The sequence below is a fragment of the Amycolatopsis bullii genome (genome assembly GCF_014654205.1).
In the GTDB taxonomy this organism is placed as follows: Bacteria; Actinomycetota; Actinomycetes; order Mycobacteriales; family Pseudonocardiaceae; genus Amycolatopsis; species Amycolatopsis plumensis.
Map to the genome: position 1 here is coordinate 98239 of NZ_BNAW01000016.1, position 22264 is coordinate 120502.

Sequence of the window (22264 nt, forward strand, 5' to 3'; positions counted from 1 at the left end):
ACTGACGTCAGCTCATCGTCACCGAGAAGTCCGACAGCGTGAACCGGGCCTTCCCACCGCCGGTCGAGCAGAACTCGATCCCGTAGCCGATCTGGTTGACCGTCGGGTTCGGCGGGATCAGGCCCTTGCCGATCGCCCACGCGATCATCGCCTTCAGGTCCACGCTGCCCGAATACTGCGTCGACCGGGACACGAACGCCACGTACCCCTCGTCGTCCGCCCAGACGTCGTACGTGAAGCCGGCCGCCGTGTACGTGGTCAGCTTGTCGCCCGCCGGGACCTGCTTGCGGTTCTCCGTCCAGACCATCAGCTCGCTGACACCGCGACCGTCGCCCACGCCGTTCAGCCACAGGTCGTACGCCACGTCGTAGAGGCCCGTGCCCGGGCCGCGACCGGCGAAGGTGGATTGGATCACCGAATAGTCGTTGAACGGTTTCCCATTCTGGTTGTTGATGTCCTTGTGCACGTTCGGATAGGTTTTCACCGACGTCGAATCGGGCTGGACGGAATCGACGTACCAGTTGTCGTACGCGCACGCGCGCAGCGTTTCCGGGCCCGCTTCCGCGGCGTTCCACATGTTGTTGTGGACGTAGTAACCGCCGTCCGACCAGCCGCCGTCGGCGTCGCTCGTGGTGAACTCCGGCGTGCGGCAGCTGCGCACCGGCGTGGTCGACGGCGGTGTCGGAGTCGCCGGAGGCGCAGTTCGGGACGGGGAAGGCGGCGGTGACGAAGAAGCAGCAGGCGTCGTCGCCGTTGTAGACGGGGGCACCGGAGCCGGCAGCGACGCCGGCGCGGCCGCCGCGCCGTCGACGGGCGTGGCGCCGCACCCGGCGAGCACCGGGAAGGAAATCGCCAACAACACGGCCAGCGTTCTTCGTCGCATTTTCCCGCCCGCAGCTGCAATTCCGGCAGAGTGCGGCGAACCCTAACACGAAAATCGGCGAATTCAGTCGGGGTCGAGGTCCCCGGAAGTGATCGGACGCCCCGGCAGCTCGGTGCCCGGCCGGGCGCTGAGGCCGTCGATCATGATGCCGACGCACCGGCGGGCCGCCATCTCGGCCACCTCCGGCGTCTTCGCGCGCGCCTGGCGCAGCAGGGTCGCGAACAGGATGGCGATGTCGCCCGCCCCGACGTCCGGCCGCAGCTTGCCCTCGGCCTGCGCGCCGTCCACGAAGCCGTCGAGGACCGCCAAGATCTCGTCACGCAGCCGGCGGACCTCCGGGTCGTTCTTCAGGATCACCAGCGCCCGGTGCGACACCATCGCCAGCTGCACGCTCAGCTGCAGCTCCACCGACTGCCGCAGCAGCCGCTCCAGCGCGTGCCACGACGACGTCTCCTCGGCGGCGATCACCCGCGCGTCGATCAGCACCCGCTCGAAGTTGTCCATCGCGACCGCCCGGACCAGCGCGTCCCGGTCCGGGAAGCGGCGGTACAGCGTGCCGACGCCGACCCCGGCCGCGCGGGCGATCTCCTCCATCGGCACCTCGGGACCGGATACGGCGAAGATGCTCTTCGCGGCAGCCAGGATCTGGTCGCGGTTGCGCCGCGCGTCCGCCCGCAGGGTGGTCTCGGGGTCTGCCGTCATGCCGTTCGCCTTCCGCTGAATCGCGCGAGCTGATTCTCGCACGGTCAGACGGCCACACACCGCGCCCGCAGCCGGTCACCCGTTAGCTAGTGGACGACTTCCTTCCGCTTCGGTACCTTGGAGCACAGAACCGGAATGTAATCCTCCGCATACTTTCCGTCCGATTTAGGGGGCCCGAAATGACCGAAGTCGCCGAACCCGCCACCGCCGACGCCGTCTTCCCACTCGTGCGGAGCTGCCCGTTCGCTCCGCCGCCGGCGTACGAGAAGCTGCGCGAAAGCGGTCCGGTCCACCGCGTCAAGCTGCAGTCCGGCCAGGAGGCGTGGGCGATCACCCGGCTCGAAGACGTCCGCCAGATGCTCACCGACCCGCGGTTCAGCTCCGACCGGTTCAACCCGGGGTTCCCGTTCCTGACCAAGCAGGGCCGTCCGGTCCGCCGGACCAACTTCACCGCGTCGCTGATCAACATGGACCCGCCGGAGCACGGCGCGGCCCGCCGCGAGGTCGTCGGCGAGTTCACCGTCCGGCGGATGAAGGCCCTGGAACCGCGGATCCAGCAGATCGTCGACGAGCACATCGACGCGATCCTGGCCGGGCCGAAGCCCGCCGACCTGGTCTCCGCGCTGAGCCTGCCGGTGCCGTCGCTGGTCATCTGCGAGCTGCTCGGCGTCCCCTACGCCGACCACGAGTTCTTCCAGGTGCGCAGCTCCACGCTGTTGAACCGGGACGTCGACCAGGACACCCGGGTCAAGGCGGTCGACGAGCTGCAGGAGTACCTCGACCGGCTCGTCGCCGGCAAGGAGGCCGACCCGACCGACGACCTGCTCGGCCGCCAGATCCTCAAGCAGCGCGAGGAGCACGGCGAGGCCGACCACGACTCGCTCGTCTCATTGGCGTTCCTGCTGCTCATCGCCGGGCACGAGACGACGGCGAACATGATCTCGCTCGGCACGGTCGCGCTGCTGGAGAACCCGGACCAGCTGACGATCATCAAGAACGACCCGGGCAAGACCCTCGACGCCGTCGAGGAGCTGCTGCGGTACTTCACCATCGCCGAGTTCGCGACCTCGCGCGTCGCCACCGAGGACGTCGAGATCGGCGGGCAGCTGATCCGCGAAGGCGAGGGGGTGCTCGGGCTGAGCTACTCCGGCAACCGCGACGAGACCGCGTTCGAAAACGCCGGCGAGCTCGACCTCGAGCGCGGCGCGCGGCACCACGTGGCGTTCGGCTTCGGACCGCACCAGTGCCTCGGCCAGAACCTCGCCCGGATGGAACTGCAGATCGTCTTCGACACGCTGTTCCGCCGCATCCCGGAGCTCAAGCTGGCCGCGCCGGTGGACCAGCTGCCGTTCAAGCACGACTCGTCGATCTTCGGTCTCTACTGCCTGCCCGTGACCTGGTGAGGGGGACGCCATGACGACCGTCGAAGAACGCGAATTCCCGATGACCCGCACGTGCCCGTTCGCGCCGCCTGCGGCGTACGAGGAGATCCGCGAGAGCGAGCCCGTCTCGCGGGTCCGGCTGCCCGACGGCGGCGACGCCTGGGTGGTCACCCGGCACGAGGACGTCCGGACCGTGCTGAACGACCGGCGCTTCAGCGCCGACCGCCAGCACCCGGACTTCCCGCAGCTGGTCAAGGGCGGGTTCCGGCGCCAGGGCGACGAGCGCACCATGATCACCATGGACGCGCCCGAGCACGGCCCGGCCCGCAAGGCCGTGCTCGGTGAGTTCACCGTGCGCCGGATGGAAGCGCTGCGGCCGCGGATCCAGGAGATCGTCGACGACCGGATCGACGCGCTGCTGGCCGGCCCGAAGCCCGGTGACCTGGTCGAGGCGCTGTCGCTGCCGGTGCCGTCGCTGGTCATCTGCGAGATGCTCGGCGTCCCGTACGCCGACCACGACTTCTTCCAGACCCACACGGCGAAGCTGATCAAGCGCGCGACCCCGCCCGAAGAGCGGCGGGCGGCGTTCGACACCATCCGCGAGTACATGGCGGACCTCATCGCGAAGAAGGAGGCGAACCCGCCGGACGACCTGCTCGGCCGGCAGATCGTCAAGCTCCGCGAAGAGGGCACCTACCGGCGGGAGTCGCTGGCCGCGACGGGGTTCCTGCTGCTGGTCGCGGGCCACGAGACGACGGCGAACATGATCTCGCTGTCCACCGTGGCCTTCCTGCGCAACCCCGAACAGCTCGCGATGATCAAGGCCGACCCGGGCAAGACGCTCGACGCCGTCGAGGAGATGCTGCGGTACTGGACGATCGTCGACGCGGCTACGGCTCGCCTGTGCGTCGAGGACATCGAGGTCGGCGGGCAGCTGATCCGCGCGGGCGAGGGCGTCCTGGCGCTGGGATACGCGGCGAACCGTGATCCGCGCGCGTTCGACGACCCGGACACCCTCGACATCGAACGCGGCGCGCGGCACCACGTGGCGTTCGGCTTCGGGCCGCACCAGTGTCTCGGCCAGAACCTGGCCCGGATGGAACTGCAGATCGTCTTCGACACGCTGTTCCGCCGGATCCCGGACCTCGCGCTGGCCGCCGACGTCGACGAACTCCCGTTCAAGGACGACGCGAACATCTACGGCCTGTACCGGCTGCCGGTGACCTGGTAGAGAACGAACTGCCATCCCACCACAGGAGAGAAGGACCATGAAGATCATCGCGGACACCGGCAAGTGCGTCGGCGCCGGTCAGTGCGTGCTCACCGAGCCCGCCCTGTTCGACCAGAGCGAGGACGACGGCACGGTCATCGTGCTGAACGACCAGCCGGAGGGCGAACTGGTCGAGAAGGCCCGCGAAGCGGTGCACATCTGCCCCAGCCAGGCCCTCTCCCTCCAGGAGTGACCGCGCGAAGGCCACCTCGAGCCGGCTCGAGGTGGCCTTCGGCGTTACTTGACCGCGCCCATGGAGAGGCCGCGGACCAGGTGGTTCTGAGCGATCCACCCCACGATCATCACCGGCAGCGAAGCCAGCAGAGCCGCGGCCGAAAGCTGCGCCCAGTACAGGCCCTCGCTGGTGATGAAGCCGACCAGGAACACCGGGACCGTGCCCGCCCGCGCCGCCGTCAGGTTGACCGCGTAGAAGAACTCCGTCCACGAAAAGATCACGCAGATCAACGCCGTCGCCGCGATCCCGGGCGCGACCACCGGCATGATGATCTTGCGCAGCAGCGTCGGCAGGTTGGCGCCGTCGATGCGGCCCGCCTCGATCATCTCGTGCGGCACCTCGAGGAAGAACGACCGCATCATCCAGATGGCCAGCGGCAGGTTCATCGACGTGTACAGGATGACCAGCGCCCACACCGTGTCGAGCAGCTCGGTGTTCTGCGAGATCACGTACAGCGGGATGATCGCCGCCACGATCGGGAGCATCTTCGTCGACAGGAAGAACCCGAGCGCGTTCGACGTGCCCTTCACCGGCGCCAGCGACAGCGCGTACGCCGCCGGGACGCCGAAGAGCAGCACCAGCACCGTCGACAGGATGGTCACGAACGCCGAGTTCGACAGGTACGGCAGGAACCCGCCGCTCAGGACGTTGCCGAGCTGCTCGAACGTCGGGGTGAAGAACAGCTTCGGCGGGTCCGTGTAGGCGTCCGCCTCCTGCTTGAAGGCCGTGAGGATCATCCACAGCAGCGGGAAGACGAACAGGATCGCGATCACCCAGGTCGCGACGGTCAGCGACCCCTTGCCGTAAGCCCGCTTGCGGGGCGCCACCGTGGTCACTTGATCCCTCCGCTCACCGAGAACGTCCGGAACATCAGGCGCAGCGCGAAGGTCGCGACGATCATCGTCAGGATGACCACGACCACGCCCATCGCCGACGACTGGCCGACGTCGAAGCCCTCGAACGCGCGCTGGTAGATGTAGTACGGCAGGTTGGTGCTCGCCGTGCCCGGGCCGCCCTGGGTCATCAGGAAGATCGCGTCGAAGCTGTTCACGATGTAGATCGCGCCCAGCAGCGTCGCCAGCTGCAGGAACCGGGACAGGTGCGGCAGCGTGATCGAGACGAACGTCCGCCACCGGCCCGCACCGTCCACATTGGCCGCTTCGAGGACGTCCTTGGCCTGGCTCTGCAGGCCGGCCAGGATGAGCAGCATCATGAACGGCGTCCACTGCCACACGATCTGGGCCATCACCGACGCGAGCGGGAACTCCGAAAGCCAGTCGACGTCGGTGCCGAAGACGAAGTGCAGCAGCCCGTAGGTCGGGTCGAACATCGTCGTCTTCCACAGCAGCGCGCCCGCCGCCGGCAGGATGAGGAACGGCGTGATCAGCAGCGTCCGGACGACGCCGCGGCCGAGGAACTTGCGGTCGAGCAGGATGGCCAGGCCGAGGCCGAGCAGCAGCGCGACGAACACGCACACCACGGTCAGCAGCACCGTGTTGAGCAGCGCGACCAGGAACGTCGTGTCGCTGAAGACGTCGACGTAGTTCTGCAGGCCGACGAAGTGCCGAGAGCCGGGCCGGACCAGGTTCCACGACTGGAACGAGTAGAACACGGTGAGCAGGAACGGCAGCTGAGTCACCGCGATGACGAAGATCAGCGCGGGCAGCAGCGGCAGCCGCCGCTTGGCCGCGGTGCTCAGGCCGCGTTTCTCCTCGACCTTCGCGTGCGAAGTGGACGTCGGGGTGGATACCGAGAGCGTGGACATCACTGCACCGCCTTGTAGGAGTCACCCACGGTTTGCGCGTAGTCCTGGGACTGCTTCAGCGCGTCTTCGACGGATTCGCGGCCGGCGATCGCGGCCGACAGCTGCTGGCTCACCCGGGTGCCCAGGTCCTGGAACTCGGGGATGCCGACGAACTGGATGCCGGGGTAGGGCACCGGGTTCGCCATCACCTTCTGCTGGTTCGCCTCCGCGATGCCGTCCAACGTCGGCTTCGCGTACGCCTTCGCCGCGTCGGCGTACTCGGGGATCGCGTACGTCGACTGGCGGACGCCCGGCGGGACGCGGTTCCAGCCGTAGGTGTGGCCGACCTTCTGCACGTACGCCTTGTCGGTCATCCAGGCCATGAACTTCCAGGCCGCGTCCTTGTCCTTGGCCACCTTCGGGATGCCGAGCGCCCAGGTGTAGAGCCAGCCGCTGGCCTGGGTCTTGACCACCGGCGCGGGCGCGTAGCCGGACTTGCCGACGATCTTGCTGCTCGACGGGTCTTCGTTGGTGCCCGCCATGACCGTCGCGTCGTACCACATCGCCGCGTTGCCCTGGGTGTAGCGCGTGCCGCATTCGGAGAACCCGGCGCTGGAGGCGCCGACCTCGCCGTGCTCGCGGATGAGGTTGACGTAGAACTTCGCGGCCTCGGTGAACTCCGGCGACGTCAGCTTGGCGTTCCAGCCCTGGTCGAACCACTGCGCACCGAAGGTGTTGGCCACCGTCGTGAAGGGCGCGAGGCTCTCGCCCCAGCCGGGCTTGCCGCGCAGGCAGATGCCCGCGACGCCGTTGGCCTTGTCGTCGAGCTTCGCGGCGAAGTCGGCGATCTGCTGCCACGTCGGCTTGGCCGGCATGGTGAGCCCGGCCTTCTCGAAGAGGTCCTTGCGGTAGGCCAGGAACGACGATTCGCCGTAGAACGGGACCGCGTACATCTGGTTCCGGTACGACAGCGACGTCTTGATGCTGGGGATGAAGTCGCCTTCGTCGTAGCCCGGCGTCGACGCCATGTGCGGTTCGAGGTTCTCCAGCCAGCCGTTGGCCGCCCACTGCGGGGCCTCGTAGTTGCTGATCATGACGACGTCGAACTCGCCGCCCTCGGTGGCGGTCGACGCGGTGATCTTCGCGCGGGCCTGGTTTTCCGGCAGGGACACGAACTTCAGCCCGATGCCGGTGGCCTTCTCGAACTCCGGCGCGAGCGCGATCGCGTCCTTCATCTGCGGGTTGGACACGATCGCGATGACGAGCGTGCTGCTGCCGGTGCCGAGCGAGCCGGCGCCCGCGCAGCCGGTGACCAGCAGCGACGTCGCCGCGAAGAGGGTCAGGAGCTTACGCACGGCCACCTCCGGGGAGGACTTGCACCTTGAGGCCCGCGCCGCTGCGCATCTTGGCCAGCGCCTCGGGGTACTGCTCGAGCGGCAGGGTGTCGGTGAGCAGCGCGTCCGTGTCGATCGCGCCACTCGCGACCAGGTCGAGGGCGGCGCCGAAGCTGTGCAGCACGGCCATCGAGCCGACGACGGTGATCTCGTCGTTGTAGATGCGGAACGGCGAAAGCGCGACGCGGGCTTCGGCCGGGGCGACGCCGAAGACGAGCAGCCGTCCGCCGCGGCGGATCGCGTCGAAGGCGGCTTCGATGGCGGGAGCGGCGCCGGTGCAGTCGACGGCGACGTCGAACTTCTCGTCGTTCAGGTCTTTCACATCGGCCGCGGTGGCGACCGCGCCGAGGGCCTGCGCGCGGGGCAGCCGGGCTTCGTTGCGGTCGACCACCGTGACCTGCGCGCCCGAACGCTGCAGCAGCTGCTGCATGATCAGGCCCATGGTGCCGGCGCCGACGACGAGGAAGCGTTCGCCGGCCTCGACACCGACGCGGCGGACGCCGTGCACGGCACAGGAAACGGGTTCGACCAGCGCCCCCTGTTCCCACGTCATCGCGTCGGGCATGCGGTAGCAGGTGGACGACGGGACGGCGACGTACTCGGCGAAGGCGCCGTTGACGGTGTCGCCGGTGGCGCCCCAGTTCGCGCAGAGGTTGCCGTGGCCGGCGCGGCACGGGCCGCAGTAGCCGCAGAACAACGACGGGTCGACGGCGACGCGGTCGCCGACCTTCCACTCGCCCGGCACGTCCGCGCCGAGCTCGACGATCTCCCCGGCGAACTCGTGCCCGGGGACGATGGGGTACGGGGTGGGCGGGAAGTGCCCGTCCGCGATGTGCAGGTCGGTGCCGCAGATGCCGCACGCTCCGACCTTGACGACGACCTGACGTTCCCCGGGTTTCGGATCGGGCACCTCGCCGACCCTGATCTCACCGGGCCGGTCGACGATGGCGGCACGCATGCCTTACCCCTTCCTCGCCGCTCATATGAGCAACAGTGACCTATCGCGTCGAGAACATGTGAAGGCATTACAGGTATGAAGTCGGTATTACGTCAACCTTTCGGCTGGATTTCGCGCTATTATGCTCAGATGAGCGCATCTCGTAAGAGCGCTTCGCTCACTGAAGCGATGCTGCTCGCCACCGTCGCCCGGCGCTTCTACGTGCAGGGACGCTCCAAGCTGGAGATTGCCGGCGAGTTCGGCGTCAGCCGGTTCAAGGTGGCGCGAATGCTCGACACGGCCATGGAGTCCGGCCTGGTCAGGGTGGAGTTCTCGCTGCCGGCGCCGGTGGACCTGGCGCTGTCGGACGAGGTGCGCTCGGCGTACGGCCTGAAGCGCGCTTTGGTGCTCGAACGCTCAACCGAGCGGGAGCCGAAGGAGGTCGTCCGGGCGAAGATCGGCTCGCTGGCGGCGCGGTTGCTGGAGGAGATCGCGGTCCCGTCGGACGTCATCGGGCTGTCGTGGGCGCGGTCGGTGAACGCGATGGCGGAGGCGGTGCGGTCGCTGCCGCGCTGCCCGATCGTCCAGCTCTGCGGGGTGCAGGCCGGGATGGACATGCGCGGCCGCTCGGTGGAGACGGTCAGCCGCGTGACCTCGGTGTCCGGCGGGGACGCGTACCCGATCTTCGGCCCGCTGGTGCTGCCGGACCGCCGCACGACGGAGACGCTGCGGCGTCAGCCGGGGATCGCGGAGACGTTCGGCCAGTTCAAGAACCTGACCAAGGCGGTGGTCAGCATCGGCGCCTGGCAGCCGGGCGAGTCGACGGTGTACGACGCCCTGGACGAAGCCGAGCGCGCGGCGATCGCGGCCCGCGGGGCGACGGCGGAGGTCGCGGCTCGCCTCTTCGACGCGTCGGGAAACGCTCTCTCCACCGGCTTGGCCCACCACGTCCTGGCGATCAGCCACGAAGAGCTGATGGCGGTCCCGGAGGTGATCGCCCTCGGCTACAGCCGCCCGAAAGCGGCAGCGGTCGACGCGGTCCTCCGCTCAGGCATGGTCTCCACGCTCATCACCGACGCGGCCGCCGCGGTCCCCCTTCTCGCCTTGGCCGCCAAGAACCCCGTCGTGAGTGGCAAGTAGGGTTCTACCCGCTTCACCACTCACGACAACCCGGGGCGTACGGCGGTCGCGGCCGCGTACTCCGCTGGGGGTAGGCGCGGCCTCGCCGGCTCCGGGACGAAGCCCGGGTCGTGCCCGATGTGCCCGCACCGCCGCTCGGCGAGCCTGGAACCCGTGAAGACTTCTCCCCGCTGGCGCCAGGCCGTCGTCTGGCTGCACGTCGTTTCGTCGGTCGCCTGGATGAGCCAGGCCCTCGCCCTCGTCGTCCTGATGTCGTCGGGCGCACCCGCGTGGGCCGACCGGCTCGACTCCGTCCTGCTCGCCCCGATGGCCAACGTCTCCGCCTTCACCGGCCTCCTGCTCGCCGGCGCCACGGCGTGGGGCTACTTCCGGCACTGGTGGGTGCTCACGAAGTTCGCCTTGACGCTGATCCAGCTCTACGCCGGGATCTTCCTGCTCTCCCCCGCGCTGCGCGAGTCGGCGGACACCGGCACCGTCGCCTGGCCGCAGATCGCCGGAGCGTCGCTGATGGCGAGCGCGCTGGCGTTCCAAGCGTGGCTCTCGGTCGCGAAGCCGTGGAAGAAGACGCCGTGGTCCCCCGCGGCGAAGCCGCCCGCCGCGCCGACCTGGGTGTTCGTGGCGGGCATCGCCGCGCCGGTCGCCGACGTCGCCGCCGGGCTCGCCCTCGGTTTCCCGTCGCCCCTGGCGGAGCTGGTCATGCTGATCGTTCTGCTCGGGTTTGAGCGGCGACGACGTCGTCGGCGTGCTCAGCGGCCCACCGCCCGAACCCCTCGATCGGCTCCAGCAGCGTCGAGCCCAACGGCGTAAGCGCGTACGCGCCTTCGCGCCGCTCGACGAGACCGTCGAACTCCAGGCGCCGCACGGTTTCCGTGAGCACCTTCGCGCTGATGCCGCCGATCGTGCGCCGCAGGTCGACGTGCCGCTGCGGGCCGTCGCGCAACGCCCACAGCACCACCGGGTTCCATGTGTTGGCGACCAGGTCGAAGGCGAGCCGCGTGCGGCAGTCCGCGAGGAAGTCCATGGTTACCGTTCGGTTCCTTCCGGGGTTCCTACCGTCGTGCTGGTACAGCCAAGCACAAGGAGGACGCATGCGGATCGGGATCTTCGGCACGGGCGGGATGGCGGACGCGCTCGGCACGCAGTGGGCACGCCACGACCTCATGGTGAGCGGCCGGTCCGATCCCGGTCCGCTGGCCGGGCGGCTCGGCGCCGCGACCGGAACCTGGCGCGAGACGGCCGCTTTCGCCGACGTGCTGCTCCTGGCCGTCCCCGCGGCCGCGATCGGCGAGGTGCTCGCCGAGGCGGGCCCGCTCGCCGGGAAGGTGCTGGTGGACTGCACCAACGATCCTTCCCTTACCGGTACACCGGTGGCGTCGCGGATCATCACCGAAGCCCACGTCGTGAAGGCGTTCAACCTCGCGCACGTCGACGTCTGGCGGATGACCCCGCCGGTGTTCGGCGGCCGCCCGCTGTCGGTCCCGTTGTGCGGCGACGACCCGGCAGCGCTCGACGCCGTCAGCACGCTGGTCCGGGACATCGGCGCGCACCCGGTCCACGCGGGCGGCCTGGACCGGGCGGCCCTGTTGGAAGCGACCGCGGCGTTCGTCATCGGGCTGTGGTTCGCCGGCGAAGACGCGCAGGCGATCCTGACCCCGCTGGGCTGAGAGGACCGCTAGTGCGCGCCCACCTCGGTCACCCGGACGACCGCCACCCCGGCTTCGTCCGACGCGGCCAGGTCGACCTCGGCGCTGATGCCCCAGTCGTGGTCGCCCGCCGGGTCGTCGAAGATCTGGCGCACCTTCCAGACGTCCGGCTGCTGCTCGATCATCAGCAGCTGCGGGCCGCGCGCGTCCGGGCCGGTGCCGAGCGTCTCGTACTCCTCGAAGTAGTCCTCGATCGCTTCCTGCCACGCATCCGCGTCCCAGCCGCTGCCCGCGTCCAGTTCGCCGAGCGGGAACCATGCCCGCCGCGCGAACAGCTCGACCCGGCGGAACAGCTCGTTGCGCACCAGGACGCGGAACGCGCGCTCGTTGCGGGTGACGGCCGGCGGCGGCTCCGGCGGGCGGTGCGACACCGGGCCTTCTTCCGTCGGGTGGCGCAGCGCCTCCCACTCGTCCAGCAGGCTCGAGTCGACCTGCCGGACCAGCTCGCCGAGCCACTCGATGAGGTCCTGCAGCGCTTCGGTCTTCGCCTCGTCCGGGACCGTGTGGCGCAGCGCGTCGTAGACGTCGGCGACGTAGCGCAGCACCAGCCCTTCGGACCGGGCCAGCTGGTAGAAGCCGATGTACTCGACGAAGTTCATCGCGCGCTCGTACATGTCCCGCACGACCGACTTCGGCGACAGCTCGTAGTCGGCGACCCACGGGTGGCCCTGCCGGTAGCTGTGGAACGCGCCCTGCAGCAGCTCTTCGAGGGGCTTCGGGTACGTGATGCTCTCGAGCAGCTCCATCCGCTCGTCGTACTCGATGCCCTCGGCCTTCATGGCGTTCACGGCCTCGCCGCGGGCCTTGAACTGCTGCTGCGAAAGCACCGGGCGCGGGTTGTCCACTGTGGATTCCACAACGGACACGACGTCGAGCGCGTAGCTCGGCGACTCGAGGTCGAACAGCTCGATCGCGGCCAGTGCGAACGGCGAAAGCGGCTGGTTGAGCGCGAAGTCGAACTGCAGGTCGACGGTGAGCCGGATGATCCGGCCCTGTTCGTCCGGTTCGGACAGTCGTTCCACGACGCCGGCGGCGAGCAGCGCGCGGTAGATCGCGATGGCGCGCAGGATCAGCTTGCGCTGCGACGCGCGGTCCTCGTGGTTGTCCTCGAGCAGGTGCCGCATCGAGTCGAAGGCGTTGCCCGGCCGCGAGATCACGTTCAGCAGCATCGAGTGCGTGACCTTGAAGCTGGACGTCAGCGGCTCGGGGTCGGCCGCGATGAGCCGGTCGAACGTGCTCTCGGTCCAGTTGACGAACCCCTCGGGCGCCTTCTTCCGGACGATCTTCTTTTTCTTCTTCGGGTCGTCGCCGGCCTTCTCGAGGGCTTTGGCGTTCTCGACGACGTGGTCGGGGGCCTGCACGACGACGTAGCCGTCGGTGTCGTACCCCGCGCGCCCGGCCCGGCCGGCGATCTGGTGGAACTCGCGGGCCTTGAGGTGCCGCTGGCGGACGCCGTCGTACTTGGTGAGCGCCGAGAAGACGACCGTCCGGATCGGCACGTTGATGCCGACGCCGAGCGTGTCGGTCCCGCAGATCACCTTGAGCAGCCCGGACTGGGCCAGGGTCTCGACCAATCGGCGGTACTTCGGCAGCATCCCGGCGTGGTGGACGCCGATGCCGTGGCGGACCAGCCGCGAGAGCGTCTTGCCGAAGCCGGCGGCGAACCGGAAGTCGCCGATCAGCTCGGCGATGGCCTCCTTCTCCGCCTTCGACGTCACGTTGATGCTCATCAGCGTCTGCGCCCGCTCGATGGCCGCGGCCTGCGAGAAGTGCACGACGTAGACCGGCGCTTGACCACCGTTCAAGAGCTCGGACATCGTCTCGTGCAACGGCGTCAGCGCGTACCGGAAGGTGAGCGGGACCGGGCGCTGCGCCGACGTGACGACGGCGGTCGGCTTGCCGGTGCGGCGGGTGAGGTCCTTTTCGAAGAAGGAGACGTCGCCCAGGGTCGCCGACATCAGGACGAACTGGGCCCTGGGCAGCTCGAGCAGCGGCACCTGCCAGGCCCAGCCGCGGTCGGGCTCGGAGTAGAAGTGGAACTCGTCGGCCACGACCTGCCCGACGGGCGCGTCGGCCCCGAACCGCAACGCGATGTTCGCCAGGATTTCGGCTGTGCAGCAGATGATCGGCGCGTCCGGGTTGACGCTCGAGTCGCCGGTCATCATCCCGACGTTGTCCGCGCCGAAGATGTCGATGAGCTGGAAGAACTTCTCCGAGACGAGGGCCTTGATGGGCGCGGTGTAGTAGCTGCGGCGGCCCTGGGCGAGCGCGGTGAAGTGCGCGCCGACGGCGACGAGGCTCTTCCCGGAGCCGGTCGGCGTCGAAAGGATGACGTTCGATCCGGAGACGACCTCCATCACCGCCTCCTCCTGCGCCGGGTACAGCTCGATGCCCCGTTCGGCCGTCCAGGTGGTGAAGGCTTCGAAGAGGGCGTCGGGGTCGGGATCCGCAGGCAGGAGGTCGGTGAGAGTCATCAGGCACCTATCGTGCCATCCGCTCGTCGCAAAGTCGGCAGGGGCGATCGCATCGCGAGTGCGAAACCCGTAGGCTTCGCGGTACCGCGCGTCGACCGGGTGATACTTCCGGTCCCGCGCGCACACGGGCGGTACTCCGGAGGGCTTAGGAATGGCACAGGACATCATCCCGATCGAACTCGGCCTGCCGCAGGGCGACGTCGTCACCCTGTGGGCGCCGCGCTGGCGGGAAGACGGCGAGGAGTGGGAAGCTTTCCTCGGCGACGAGGACGACCTGTACGCCTTCGCCGACGCAGCTCACCTGGCCGCCTTCGTCCGCACGTCCGAGCGGCACGACCTGCTCGACCACCCGGCGTGGGACGCGGTGCCGTCGCTGAACGTGCCGGAGCTGATCCCGGACGAAGACCACACGTACGACCTCGTGGGCGTGCCGGAGCTGGTCGCCGAGGAGCCGGACGTCTGGCACATCGCGGAGCTGGCGGAGATCGTCGGCATCGTGCGGTCGCTCGCCGACGTCTGCGACCTCGAGGAGGTCCACGAGATCCTCGACTCGACCGAGGGCTTCTCGCTGCTCGACCAGGGCACGCTGCCGTTCACCGGCGGTGTCGGCGTGCAGGTGTGGAACGACCTGTCCGAGACGGTGTCGCAGAAGTGGGACACCGTGCTCGACGCGATCGACGGCCTGGTGACCCAGCCGGAGGTCGACGAGAAGGTGCTGGAGCAGACGGCCGAGGAGCTGGCCGCGTTCCACGAGGAGTCCGCGGAGGCTGAAGCCGGCGCCGAGGGCGAAGAGGACCTCGAGGTCATCGATTCCCTCGACTCTTCGGATGGCGCGGAGGACGAGGAAGAAGAAGAGGGCCCGGTCGGCTTCTGGGCCGAGGTCGGCATCGACCCCATCAAGATCATCACGTCCGGCGCGGAGTACTACACGCTGCGCTGCTACCTCGAGGACGAGCCGGTGTTCCTCGGCAGCGAGGGCGAGATCGACGTGTTCACCTCGACGGGCGCGCTCGCCCGCGCCCTCGCGGACGGCAAGGACCTGGCCGACACGGACCTCGCGGACGTGTCCACGTGGGACGAGGTGCTGGCCAAGGCGACGGCGGGCGAGCTCGAGATCGAGGTCGACCCGGAGAACACGTACGTCCTGACGGGCCTGGACGCGGACATCGCGGAGGGCCCGGACGCGATCGACCCGACCCAGCTGGAGCTGGCGGTCGAGCTGATCACGGACGCGGCGGACTGGGCGGGCGACGACTCGGCCGAGACGGCACTGGCGGGCAACGAAAGCCTGGGCTGGCTGGTGTCCTTCGTGTTGCGCCCGGACCCGACGCGCCTCGAGCCGTCGGCGCCGTTCGACGCGGAGCAGAGCGCGTGGCGGAAGCTCGTCGAAACTTTCGAGAACCGCCTGACGGTCGCCTGAGTTTCGCGTCCGAAGGCCGCCTCCCGTGGTCGGGGAGGCGGCCTTCGCCGTGTCCGGGTACGGTCGGCCCGTGCTCAGGCGGGCATCACGCGTGAGCCGGCGGGCATCACGTGTGATTGGGCGGGCATCTCGCGTGAGCCGGCGGGCATCAGGGCTCCGGGTGTTCCACGCGGACCGGGACCACCAGCACCGCCAGGGCCGGGAACACCGCCGCCACGCAGAACGCCAGGGCGTACCGGCTGTCGCCGATCACCAGGCCCAGGAGCGGCGGGGTCAGGGAGGCCGCGATGTTCTGGGCCGTGTTCTGCGTTCCCATCGCCCGCCCGGACCACGCCAAGCCCGCCAGCTCGGCCGAGGCCGTGAAGCCCAGGCCGTTGTCCGCCACCGTGATCACCCCCGCCAACGCCAGCGCCAGCAGCACCAGCCACGGCCAGGACGCGTCGCCGAGCGCCACCAGCAGCATGACCAGGCAGCTCGAGACCGCCAAAATCCGCATCGGACGCAGGCGGCTGCCCACCCGGTCCGACCACCAGCCCGACCCCAGGCGGCCCCCGGCGCCGAGCACCTGGACCACCGCCAGGTACCAGCCCGCCGCCAACGGGCTCCAGTGCTGCACCGCCACCAGGTACACCGGCGCGAACGCCGACACCGCGAACTGCGGCACCACCAGCAGCGCGCTCGCCCCGTGCACCCGCCACAGCGCCGCGTGCCGGTACGGAGAAGCGCCCGCCGAGTGAGGCGCGCGCGGCGGCCGCGGCGGGTCCGTCACCAGCCAGGCCACCAGCAGCGCCACCAGGATCGCCAGCCCGGCCGGCAGCAGGACCGCCGCCCGGAAGCCGAAGTGCTCGGCCAGCGGCGGCAGGCCCAGCGCGGCGACGCCGACGCCGAGCGGCTGGGCCGTCTGGCGGATCCCCATCGCCACGCCGCGCTCGGACTTGGCGAACCAGCCCATCACGACGCGACCGCTCGCCGCGTTCACCGAAGCCGTACAGGCGCCGGCCGCCAAAAACACCCCAAAGAGCAGCCCGACCGGGTGACTTCCTATCCCGGCGTACACCAGGAGTAACCCCGAGATGCCCAGGCCCAGGGCCATGATGAGGCGCTCTCCGTAACGGTCCGCAGCCGCGCCCCACACGATCAGGGTGAACAACAACCCGATGCTCGGCGCCGCGACGACCGTGCCGGCCTCCGCCAGCGTCAGCCCCTCCACCGCGCGCATGGCCGGGACCAGGAACGGGAGGCCGTAGAGGAACGAGCAGCTCGCGGTCTGCGCGGCGAGACCGAGCGCGAGAATGAGCCAACGCCGTGGATTCGCGTGAACCGGACTGCCCGCGACCTGCGCCATCTTCTCCACCGTCTCAAATAATGAGAAGTTGTTCCTACATGGTGAACGATAGTTGGCATGGCTAAGGACCGCAAGCGCGTTGCGGTCCTAAGCGGGGAGGGTCAGGCGAGCGCGGCGTAGCCGGGCTTGATGACGTCGTCGATCAGCGCGAGCCGGGCGTCGAAATCGATGAACGCGGATTTCATCGCGTTGATGGTGAACCAGCGGAAGTCGTCGATACCATAGCCGAACGTCTCGTGCAGCACGGCGAATTCGCTGGTCATCGTGCATCCGCTCATCAGCCGGTTGTCCGTGTTCACGGTCACCCGGAAGCGCAGCTTGGCGAGCAGGCCGATGGGATGCTCGGCGATCGACCGGACCGTACCTGTTTGGACGTTCGACGTCGGGCAGATCTCCAGGGGGATGCGGCGGTCGCGGACGTACGCGGCCAACCGTCCAAGGTGGACCGTGCCGTCCGCGTCGGTCTTGATGTCCTCGGCGATGCGCACGCCGTGCCCGAGCCGCTCGGCGCCGCAGTGCTGAATCGCTTCCCAAATGGAAGGTAAACCGAAAGCTTCACCCGCATGAATGGTGAAGTGCGCATTGTTCTGACGCAGATATTCGAACGCGTCGAGATTGCGGGTCGGGGGGAATCCGTCCTCGGGTCCGGCGATGTCGAACCCGGCCACGCCGGCGTCGCGGTAGCGGACGGCCAGGTTCGCGATCTCGAGCGCCCGGGCGTGCTGGCGCATCGCGCAGAGCAACGTCGCGACGCGGATGGTGCCGCCGTTCGCGGCAACCCGGCGAGTGCCCTCCGTGAACCCCGCCTGGACGGCCTCGACCACCGCATCGAGTGACAGACCGCGTTCGACGAACAACTCCGGTGCGTAGCGCACCTCGGCGTAGACGACGCCGTCGGCGGCCAGGTCCTCCACCGCCTCCGCGGCGACCCTGACCAGCGCTTCCTCCGTCTGCATCACCCCGCAGGTGTGGGCGAACGTCTCGAGGTAGGAGACGAGTGAGCCGGAGTCGGCCGCCCGGCGGAACCAGCTGCCCAGCTCGGCCGGGTCGGAAGTGGGCAGACCGGCATAACCGGTCGCGTCGGCGAGCTCGGCGACGGTCGCCGGGCGCAGGCCGCCGTCGAGGTGGTCGTGCAGCAGCACCTTGGGTGCGCGGCGGAGTGTCTCGGTGGGCAGAACAGGGCTTTCGTCAGGCATCCCCCAACGGTAACCTCGTTGTCATTCCCCTACATGGCCGTAACTCTCAGGCTCGGGCTAACCCTCAGCGTCGAGGATCATGTCCCGAATCGGCCATCCGGGGGCAGCCTCCGCAATAGCCTCTTCACGGGGGCCATACAGACAGCAATTTTTGCAATCGATAAGCTTCGTGGCACGTCCCTCCATTTCCCCGCCGACGAAGGACACACAGCAGTGACCACTGACAACCACATTGCCGCCCCGTCCTTCGACCGGATGCGCAACATGCTGGTGCGCGCGGCCGAAGTGCGTGAGAGCGAGCAGCAGCAGATCTTCGACGCGCTCGACGACATCTACGCCCGCCTCGCGCCGGTGGACTCGCTCGGCGCGGTCCGCAAGCGGCTGTCCGAGATGCCCGACCGCACCGAGGTCAGCGTCCTCGCCGAGCGCCTCGACGAGACGATGTCGCGCCTCGAGGCCCAGGACGCGGCGATCGCCGCCCTGACCCGCGCGGTCGAGAGCATCGTCGACAAGCTCGCCAAGCCCTTCGCGCAGCTCGACGGCCGCCTCGACGGCGTCGCCGCGCGCTTCGAGGGTGTCGCGGGCCGGATGGACGGGCTCGAGGACAAGCTCCAGAACATCCACCGCCGGCTCGACGAGCTGGGCGGCCACCTCGACAAGCAGGACGCGAAGCTCGAGTCGCTCCCGCAGTCGGTGCACGGCCCGGTCCGCGAGCGGATCGAGCAGGCCGAGGCGACGCTGCGCGAGCGCATCGACGCCACCGACCACGAGCTGCGGAGCAAGGTCGACGAGCTGAGCCGCGTCACGCAGGAGCGGGTCGGCGAGCTGGGCCGCACGACGCACGAGCGGATCGACGCCAACACCGAGGCGCTCAAGGTCGCGCTGACCGAGACCGGCGAGATGATCGACGCGTCCGACCGGCTGGAGAACCTGGGCAACCGGCTCGAGACGGTCACCACCCGCCTCGACGACCTGGCCTCCCGCCTCGACAAGGTGGAGGACGGCTTCCTCTCCGGCATCGGCGACCTCGACGGCGCGCTCAAGAGCGGCCTGGCCAAGGTCGAGGGCACGCTGTCGAAGCAGCCGGACACCGACTCGGTGGACTCGCTGGTCCGCAAGAGCAACGACGAGAGCGTCCGCCGCATCGGCGGCCAGCTCGACGAGGCGATGGCGACGTTCGCGGAGCTGATGCTCGGCGGCGGCCCGGCGGTCCAGCAGATCGCCCCGCCCCCGCCGGCCCCGCGCCAGCCGCGCCGCAGCTCGCGCAACGGCCGCGCGCCGAAGCCGGCCGACGCCAAGGCCAAGACGGGCGAGGGCGCGGAAGAAGCCGCGGAGTAACCCAGCACCACGAAGAGGCCCCCACCGGTTCGCCGGCGGGGGCCTTCTTCATGCTCGGAGGGGAGGGCGGGCCTCCGCCCCCCGTCTTCCAGCCTACCGAGCCCCACCGACAGTTTCGGGGGGCTCCGGCTCCCTCAGCGACAGTGGTCACCACTCGATCGGGTGATCATCGTCGCGACGATCGTCACATCTCGGCGCGGATCGTCTCCACGACGATCGGGCCCGGCTCGGGGGCCGAGTCGGCGATCGTGAAGCCGCCCTCAAGCGCGGCCAGGGCTGTCGGGACCGCGTCGGGGGTGTCCGTGTGCAGCTCCAGGAGTGGGTCGCCGGCCGAGACCGTGTCCCCCGGCTTGGCCAGGCAGAGGATGCCCGCCGCCGCCTGGACCGGGTCCTCCTTGCGAGCCCGGCCCGCGCCCAGCCGCCACGCCGCGACACCCACCGCGTACGCGTCCAGCGAAGCCAGCACGCCCGACGAAGGCGCCTCGACGACGTGGACGTGCGCAGGTGCCGGCAGCGCCGCCGAAGGGTCGCCACCCTGGGCCGAGATCATCCGGCACCAGACCTCGTACGCCTCCCCCGACGCCAGCACCGGCTCCGGGTCCACGTCGAGACCGGCGAGGGCCAGCATCTCCCGCGCCAAGGCGAGAGTCAGCGCCACCACGTCCGCCGGCCCGCTGCCCTGGAGCACGTCGACCGACTCCGCGACCTCCACCGCGTTGCCGACCGCCCGCCCCAGCGGGACGTTCATGTCGGTCAGCAGCGCCGTCGTCGGGACGCCGTGGTCGGCGCCGATCGACGTCAGCGCAGCAGCCAGTGAGCGGGCTTGCTCAAGGGACTTCATGAACGCGCCCGACCCGAACTTCACGTCCAGGACCAGCCCGGACGCGCCCTCGGCGATCTTCTTGCTCATGATCGAGCTCGCGATCAGCGGGATCGACTCCACGGTCGAGGTGACGTCCCGCAGCGCGTACAGCTTCTTGTCCGCCGGGGCCAGCCCGGACGTCGCCGCGCAGACCACCGCGCCGACGTCCTCGAGCTGCGCTTGAATCTCCGAAGTGGACAGTGCCGCCCGCCAGCCGGGGATCGACTCCAGCTTGTCGAGCGTGCCGCCGGTGTGCCCAAGCCCGCGGCCGGACAGCTGCGGCACCGCCGCACCGCACGCCGCCACCAGCGGCGCCAGCGGCAGCGTGATCTTGTCGCCGACCCCGCCCGTCGAGTGCTTGTCCACCGTCGGCCGCGAGACGTCCAAAGACAGCCGCTCGCCGGACGCGATCATCGCGCGCGTCCAACGGGAGATCTCGGCCGAGGTCATCCCCCGCAGGAAGATCGCCATGGCCAGCGCCGACATCTGCTCCTCGGCCACCGATCCGCGGGTGTAGGCGTCGATGACCCAGTCGATCTGCTCGTCGGACAGTGTGCCACCGTCCCGCTTCGTCCGGATGACGTCGACCGCCGCGAACGCGCTCACGGCAGGTCGTCCGGGCCGAAGGCGTCCGGCAGGACTTCCGACATCGGCAGCACCCCGCGCGGAGTGTCCACCAGGCACGAAGACCCGCCCAGCTCGAACAGGATCTGCCGGCAGCGCCCGCACGGCATCAGCAGGTCACCGGCGCCGGATCGGCAGGCCACCGCGACCAGCCGCCCGCCGCCGGACAGCCGCAGCTGCCCGGCCATCGTGCACTCGGCGCACAGCCCGAGCCCGTAGGAAGCGTTTTCGACGTTGCACCCGGTCACGACCCGGCCGTCGTCGACGATCCCGGCCACCCCCACGTGCAGGCCCGAATAAGGCGCGTACGCATGGGAAGCCGCTTCGATCGCCTGAGAACGCAGCGCATCCCAGTCTACTGTGGACATCAGTCTTCACCCCGTCGGTACGGCTGCCCGTCGGCCTTCGGCGGCCGCAGCCGCTGCGAAGCCACGGCCAGCACGATCAGCGTCACGAAGTGCGCGGTGTACGGGATCAGGTCCGACGGCAGCGTGTCGTTGGCCCAGTAGATCGCGTACAGCACGCCCGCGCCGACGACGCCGAGCCCGGCCGCGATCCACTGGCGGCGGAACAACTGCACGACGACGATCACGGCGACCAGGATCACCGCGCCGTACAGCAGCGCGAGCACCGCTTCCCCGCCGCCGGCGAGCTGGAGGCCGTCCGCGTAGCCGAACAGCGCCGCCCCGCCGAGCAGGCCGCCCGGCCGCCAGTTGCCGAAGATCATCGCCGCGAGGCCGATGTACCCGCGGCCGTTCGTCTGGTTCTCCAGGTAGTCCGCGCCGCCGCGCAGCAGCACCAGCGAAGCACCACCCATGCCGGCGAACGCGCCCGAGATGATCACGGCCACGTACTTGTGCAGGTAGACGTTGACACCGAGGGACTCGGCGGCCACCGGGTTCTCGCCGCACGAGCGCAGCCGCAGGCCGAACCGGGTCTTCCAGAGGATCCAGAAGCTCACCGGGACCAGGATGATCGCGAGCATCGTCAGCGGCGCCACCTCGGTGACCAGCCCGCGCAGGATGCCGGCGACGTCGGAGATGCCGACGCGCTGCTGCTTCTCCAGGTCACCCAGCCAGTCCGAGAGGAACGTCGCCGAGTAGGTGTCGAACTTCGGCACCACCGGCGACTGCCGCGGGTTGCCGGAGATCGGCGCGAAGATCAGGTTGGCCAGGTACTTGGTGACACCGAGTCCGAGCAGGTTGATCGCGACACCGGAGACGATGTGGTTGACGTTGAACGTCACCGTCGCCACCGCGTGCAGCAGCCCGCCGAGGGCACCGAAGACGATCGCGGCGATCAGTCCGGCCCACACGCCACCGTTGTACGAACCCCAGGCGGCGCCCCAGGTCCCGAGGATCATCATGCCCTCGAGCCCGATGTTGACCACGCCCGCGCGTTCGGCCCAGAGGCCGCCCAGCGCACAGAGCAGGATCGGCAACGCCAGGCGCAACGCCGTCGAAGCGGTGTTCGACGACGTCAGTGCGGCGACGCCGGTGGAGTAGGACGCCGTCGAGATGACCGCGATGGCGACCACGGCCCAGATCACGCCGCGCAGCCAGCCGGGGATCCGGCCCCGGCGGCGCTGCTGCACCGGCATGGTCGAGCCGGATTC

At 69.5% G+C, this 22264-nt stretch carries 21 protein-coding genes; 8 read left to right on the forward strand and 13 right to left on the reverse strand.

The features are described from left to right. Positions 1 to 7: 7 nt before the first annotated feature. Positions 8 to 883: a GH12 family glycosyl hydrolase domain-containing protein gene (locus IE317_RS19835; RefSeq protein ID WP_191312169.1), complete on the reverse strand. Its 876-nt coding sequence runs from the start codon at positions 881 to 883 to the stop codon at positions 8 to 10. A gap of 63 nt (positions 884 to 946) precedes the next feature. Then, the gene (locus IE317_RS19840; RefSeq protein ID WP_191312171.1) at positions 947 to 1585 is read right to left on the reverse strand and encodes a TetR/AcrR family transcriptional regulator; all 639 of its coding nucleotides are present in this window, start codon (positions 1583 to 1585) and stop codon (positions 947 to 949) included. A gap of 179 nt (positions 1586 to 1764) precedes the next feature. On the opposite strand from IE317_RS19840, the gene IE317_RS19845 reads away from it, so the two are divergent. The 3 genes from IE317_RS19845 to IE317_RS19855 are packed head-to-tail and all read left to right on the forward strand — an operon-like array spanning position 1765 to position 4430. Next, on the forward strand, positions 1765 to 2988 hold the full coding sequence (locus IE317_RS19845) for a cytochrome P450 (RefSeq protein ID WP_191312173.1): 1224 nt from the start codon (positions 1765 to 1767) through the stop codon (positions 2986 to 2988). A gap of 10 nt (positions 2989 to 2998) precedes the next feature. Further along, positions 2999 to 4198 (forward strand): cytochrome P450, encoded by a 1200-nt coding sequence (locus IE317_RS19850; RefSeq protein WP_191312175.1) that lies wholly within the window; start codon positions 2999 to 3001, stop codon positions 4196 to 4198. Between the two features lie 37 nt (positions 4199 to 4235). Then, complete coding sequence (locus tag IE317_RS19855; RefSeq protein ID WP_191312177.1) at positions 4236 to 4430, forward strand: ferredoxin; 195 nt, start codon at positions 4236 to 4238, stop codon at positions 4428 to 4430. Positions 4431 to 4474: 44 nt separating this feature from the next. Here IE317_RS19855 and IE317_RS19860 read toward each other — a convergent pair whose 3' ends face one another. From IE317_RS19860 to IE317_RS19875, 4 genes are read right to left on the reverse strand one after another with little or no spacing between them, the layout of a single operon-like run. After that, on the reverse strand, positions 4475 to 5308 hold the full coding sequence (locus IE317_RS19860) for a carbohydrate ABC transporter permease (RefSeq protein WP_191312179.1): 834 nt from the start codon (positions 5306 to 5308) through the stop codon (positions 4475 to 4477). Beyond that, positions 5305 to 6237, reverse strand: coding sequence for a carbohydrate ABC transporter permease (locus tag IE317_RS19865; protein WP_191312181.1), 933 nt, complete (start codon positions 6235 to 6237; stop codon positions 5305 to 5307). Before IE317_RS19865 ends, IE317_RS19860 begins: the two co-directional genes overlap by 4 nt. Further along, positions 6237 to 7577: an ABC transporter substrate-binding protein gene (locus tag IE317_RS19870; RefSeq protein WP_191312183.1), complete on the reverse strand. Its 1341-nt coding sequence runs from the start codon at positions 7575 to 7577 to the stop codon at positions 6237 to 6239. The genes IE317_RS19865 and IE317_RS19870 overlap by 1 nt, the downstream gene beginning before the upstream one ends. Continuing rightward, positions 7564 to 8568: a zinc-dependent alcohol dehydrogenase family protein gene (locus tag IE317_RS19875; protein WP_191312185.1), complete on the reverse strand. Its 1005-nt coding sequence runs from the start codon at positions 8566 to 8568 to the stop codon at positions 7564 to 7566. The genes IE317_RS19870 and IE317_RS19875 overlap by 14 nt, the downstream gene beginning before the upstream one ends. 129 nt (positions 8569 to 8697) lie before the next feature. On the opposite strand from IE317_RS19875, the gene IE317_RS19880 reads away from it, so the two are divergent. Both IE317_RS19880 and IE317_RS19885 read left to right on the forward strand, forming a co-directional pair. Next, complete coding sequence (locus IE317_RS19880; protein ID WP_191312187.1) at positions 8698 to 9687, forward strand: sugar-binding transcriptional regulator; 990 nt, start codon at positions 8698 to 8700, stop codon at positions 9685 to 9687. Positions 9688 to 9840: 153 nt separating this feature from the next. Then, on the forward strand, positions 9841 to 10494 hold the full coding sequence (locus IE317_RS19885; protein ID WP_229902801.1) for a hypothetical protein: 654 nt from the start codon (positions 9841 to 9843) through the stop codon (positions 10492 to 10494). Here the strand turns inward: IE317_RS19885 and IE317_RS19890 are convergent. Continuing rightward, entirely contained in the window at positions 10382 to 10708 is a 327-nt protein-coding gene (locus IE317_RS19890) for a winged helix-turn-helix transcriptional regulator (protein WP_191312189.1), read from the reverse strand. The two genes, IE317_RS19885 and IE317_RS19890, sit on opposite strands and share 113 nt — an antisense overlap. Positions 10709 to 10775: 67 nt before the next feature. On the opposite strand from IE317_RS19890, the gene IE317_RS19895 reads away from it, so the two are divergent. Then, positions 10776 to 11351, forward strand: a complete 576-nt coding sequence (locus IE317_RS19895; protein ID WP_191312191.1) for an NADPH-dependent F420 reductase — start codon at positions 10776 to 10778, stop codon at positions 11349 to 11351. An 8-nt stretch (positions 11352 to 11359) separates the two neighbouring features. Here IE317_RS19895 and IE317_RS19900 read toward each other — a convergent pair whose 3' ends face one another. After that, positions 11360 to 13864, reverse strand: a complete 2505-nt coding sequence (locus IE317_RS19900) for a DEAD/DEAH box helicase (RefSeq protein WP_191312193.1) — start codon at positions 13862 to 13864, stop codon at positions 11360 to 11362. A 151-nt stretch (positions 13865 to 14015) separates the two neighbouring features. Between IE317_RS19900 and IE317_RS19905 the strand changes: the two genes are divergently transcribed. Next, positions 14016 to 15284, forward strand: a complete 1269-nt coding sequence (locus IE317_RS19905) for a primosomal protein (RefSeq protein ID WP_191312195.1) — start codon at positions 14016 to 14018, stop codon at positions 15282 to 15284. Positions 15285 to 15432: 148 nt separating this feature from the next. Here the strand turns inward: IE317_RS19905 and IE317_RS19910 are convergent, their stop codons facing one another. After that, positions 15433 to 16629, reverse strand: a complete 1197-nt coding sequence (locus tag IE317_RS19910; protein ID WP_191312197.1) for an MFS transporter — start codon at positions 16627 to 16629, stop codon at positions 15433 to 15435. Positions 16630 to 16730: 101 nt separating this feature from the next. Then, entirely contained in the window at positions 16731 to 17825 is a 1095-nt protein-coding gene (locus tag IE317_RS19915; RefSeq protein WP_191312199.1) for an adenosine deaminase, read from the reverse strand. A 213-nt stretch (positions 17826 to 18038) separates the two neighbouring features. Between IE317_RS19915 and IE317_RS19920 the strand changes: the two genes are divergently transcribed. Further along, positions 18039 to 19163, forward strand: a complete 1125-nt coding sequence (locus tag IE317_RS19920; protein ID WP_191312201.1) for a PA containing protein — start codon at positions 18039 to 18041, stop codon at positions 19161 to 19163. Between the two features lie 184 nt (positions 19164 to 19347). On the opposite strand, the gene IE317_RS19925 is transcribed toward IE317_RS19920, so the two are convergent. From IE317_RS19925 to IE317_RS19935, 3 genes are read right to left on the reverse strand one after another with little or no spacing between them, the layout of a single operon-like run. Further along, a complete protein-coding gene (locus tag IE317_RS19925) occupies positions 19348 to 20631 on the reverse strand; it encodes a thymidine phosphorylase (RefSeq protein WP_191312203.1) in 1284 nt (427 codons plus the stop codon). After that, the gene (locus IE317_RS19930) at positions 20628 to 21017 is read right to left on the reverse strand and encodes a cytidine deaminase (RefSeq protein WP_191312205.1); all 390 of its coding nucleotides are present in this window, start codon (positions 21015 to 21017) and stop codon (positions 20628 to 20630) included. Before IE317_RS19930 ends, IE317_RS19925 begins: the two co-directional genes overlap by 4 nt. Further along, positions 21017 to 22249, reverse strand: coding sequence for an ABC transporter permease (locus IE317_RS19935; protein ID WP_191312296.1), 1233 nt, complete (start codon positions 22247 to 22249; stop codon positions 21017 to 21019). Before IE317_RS19935 ends, IE317_RS19930 begins: the two co-directional genes overlap by 1 nt. Positions 22250 to 22264 lie beyond the last annotated feature (15 nt).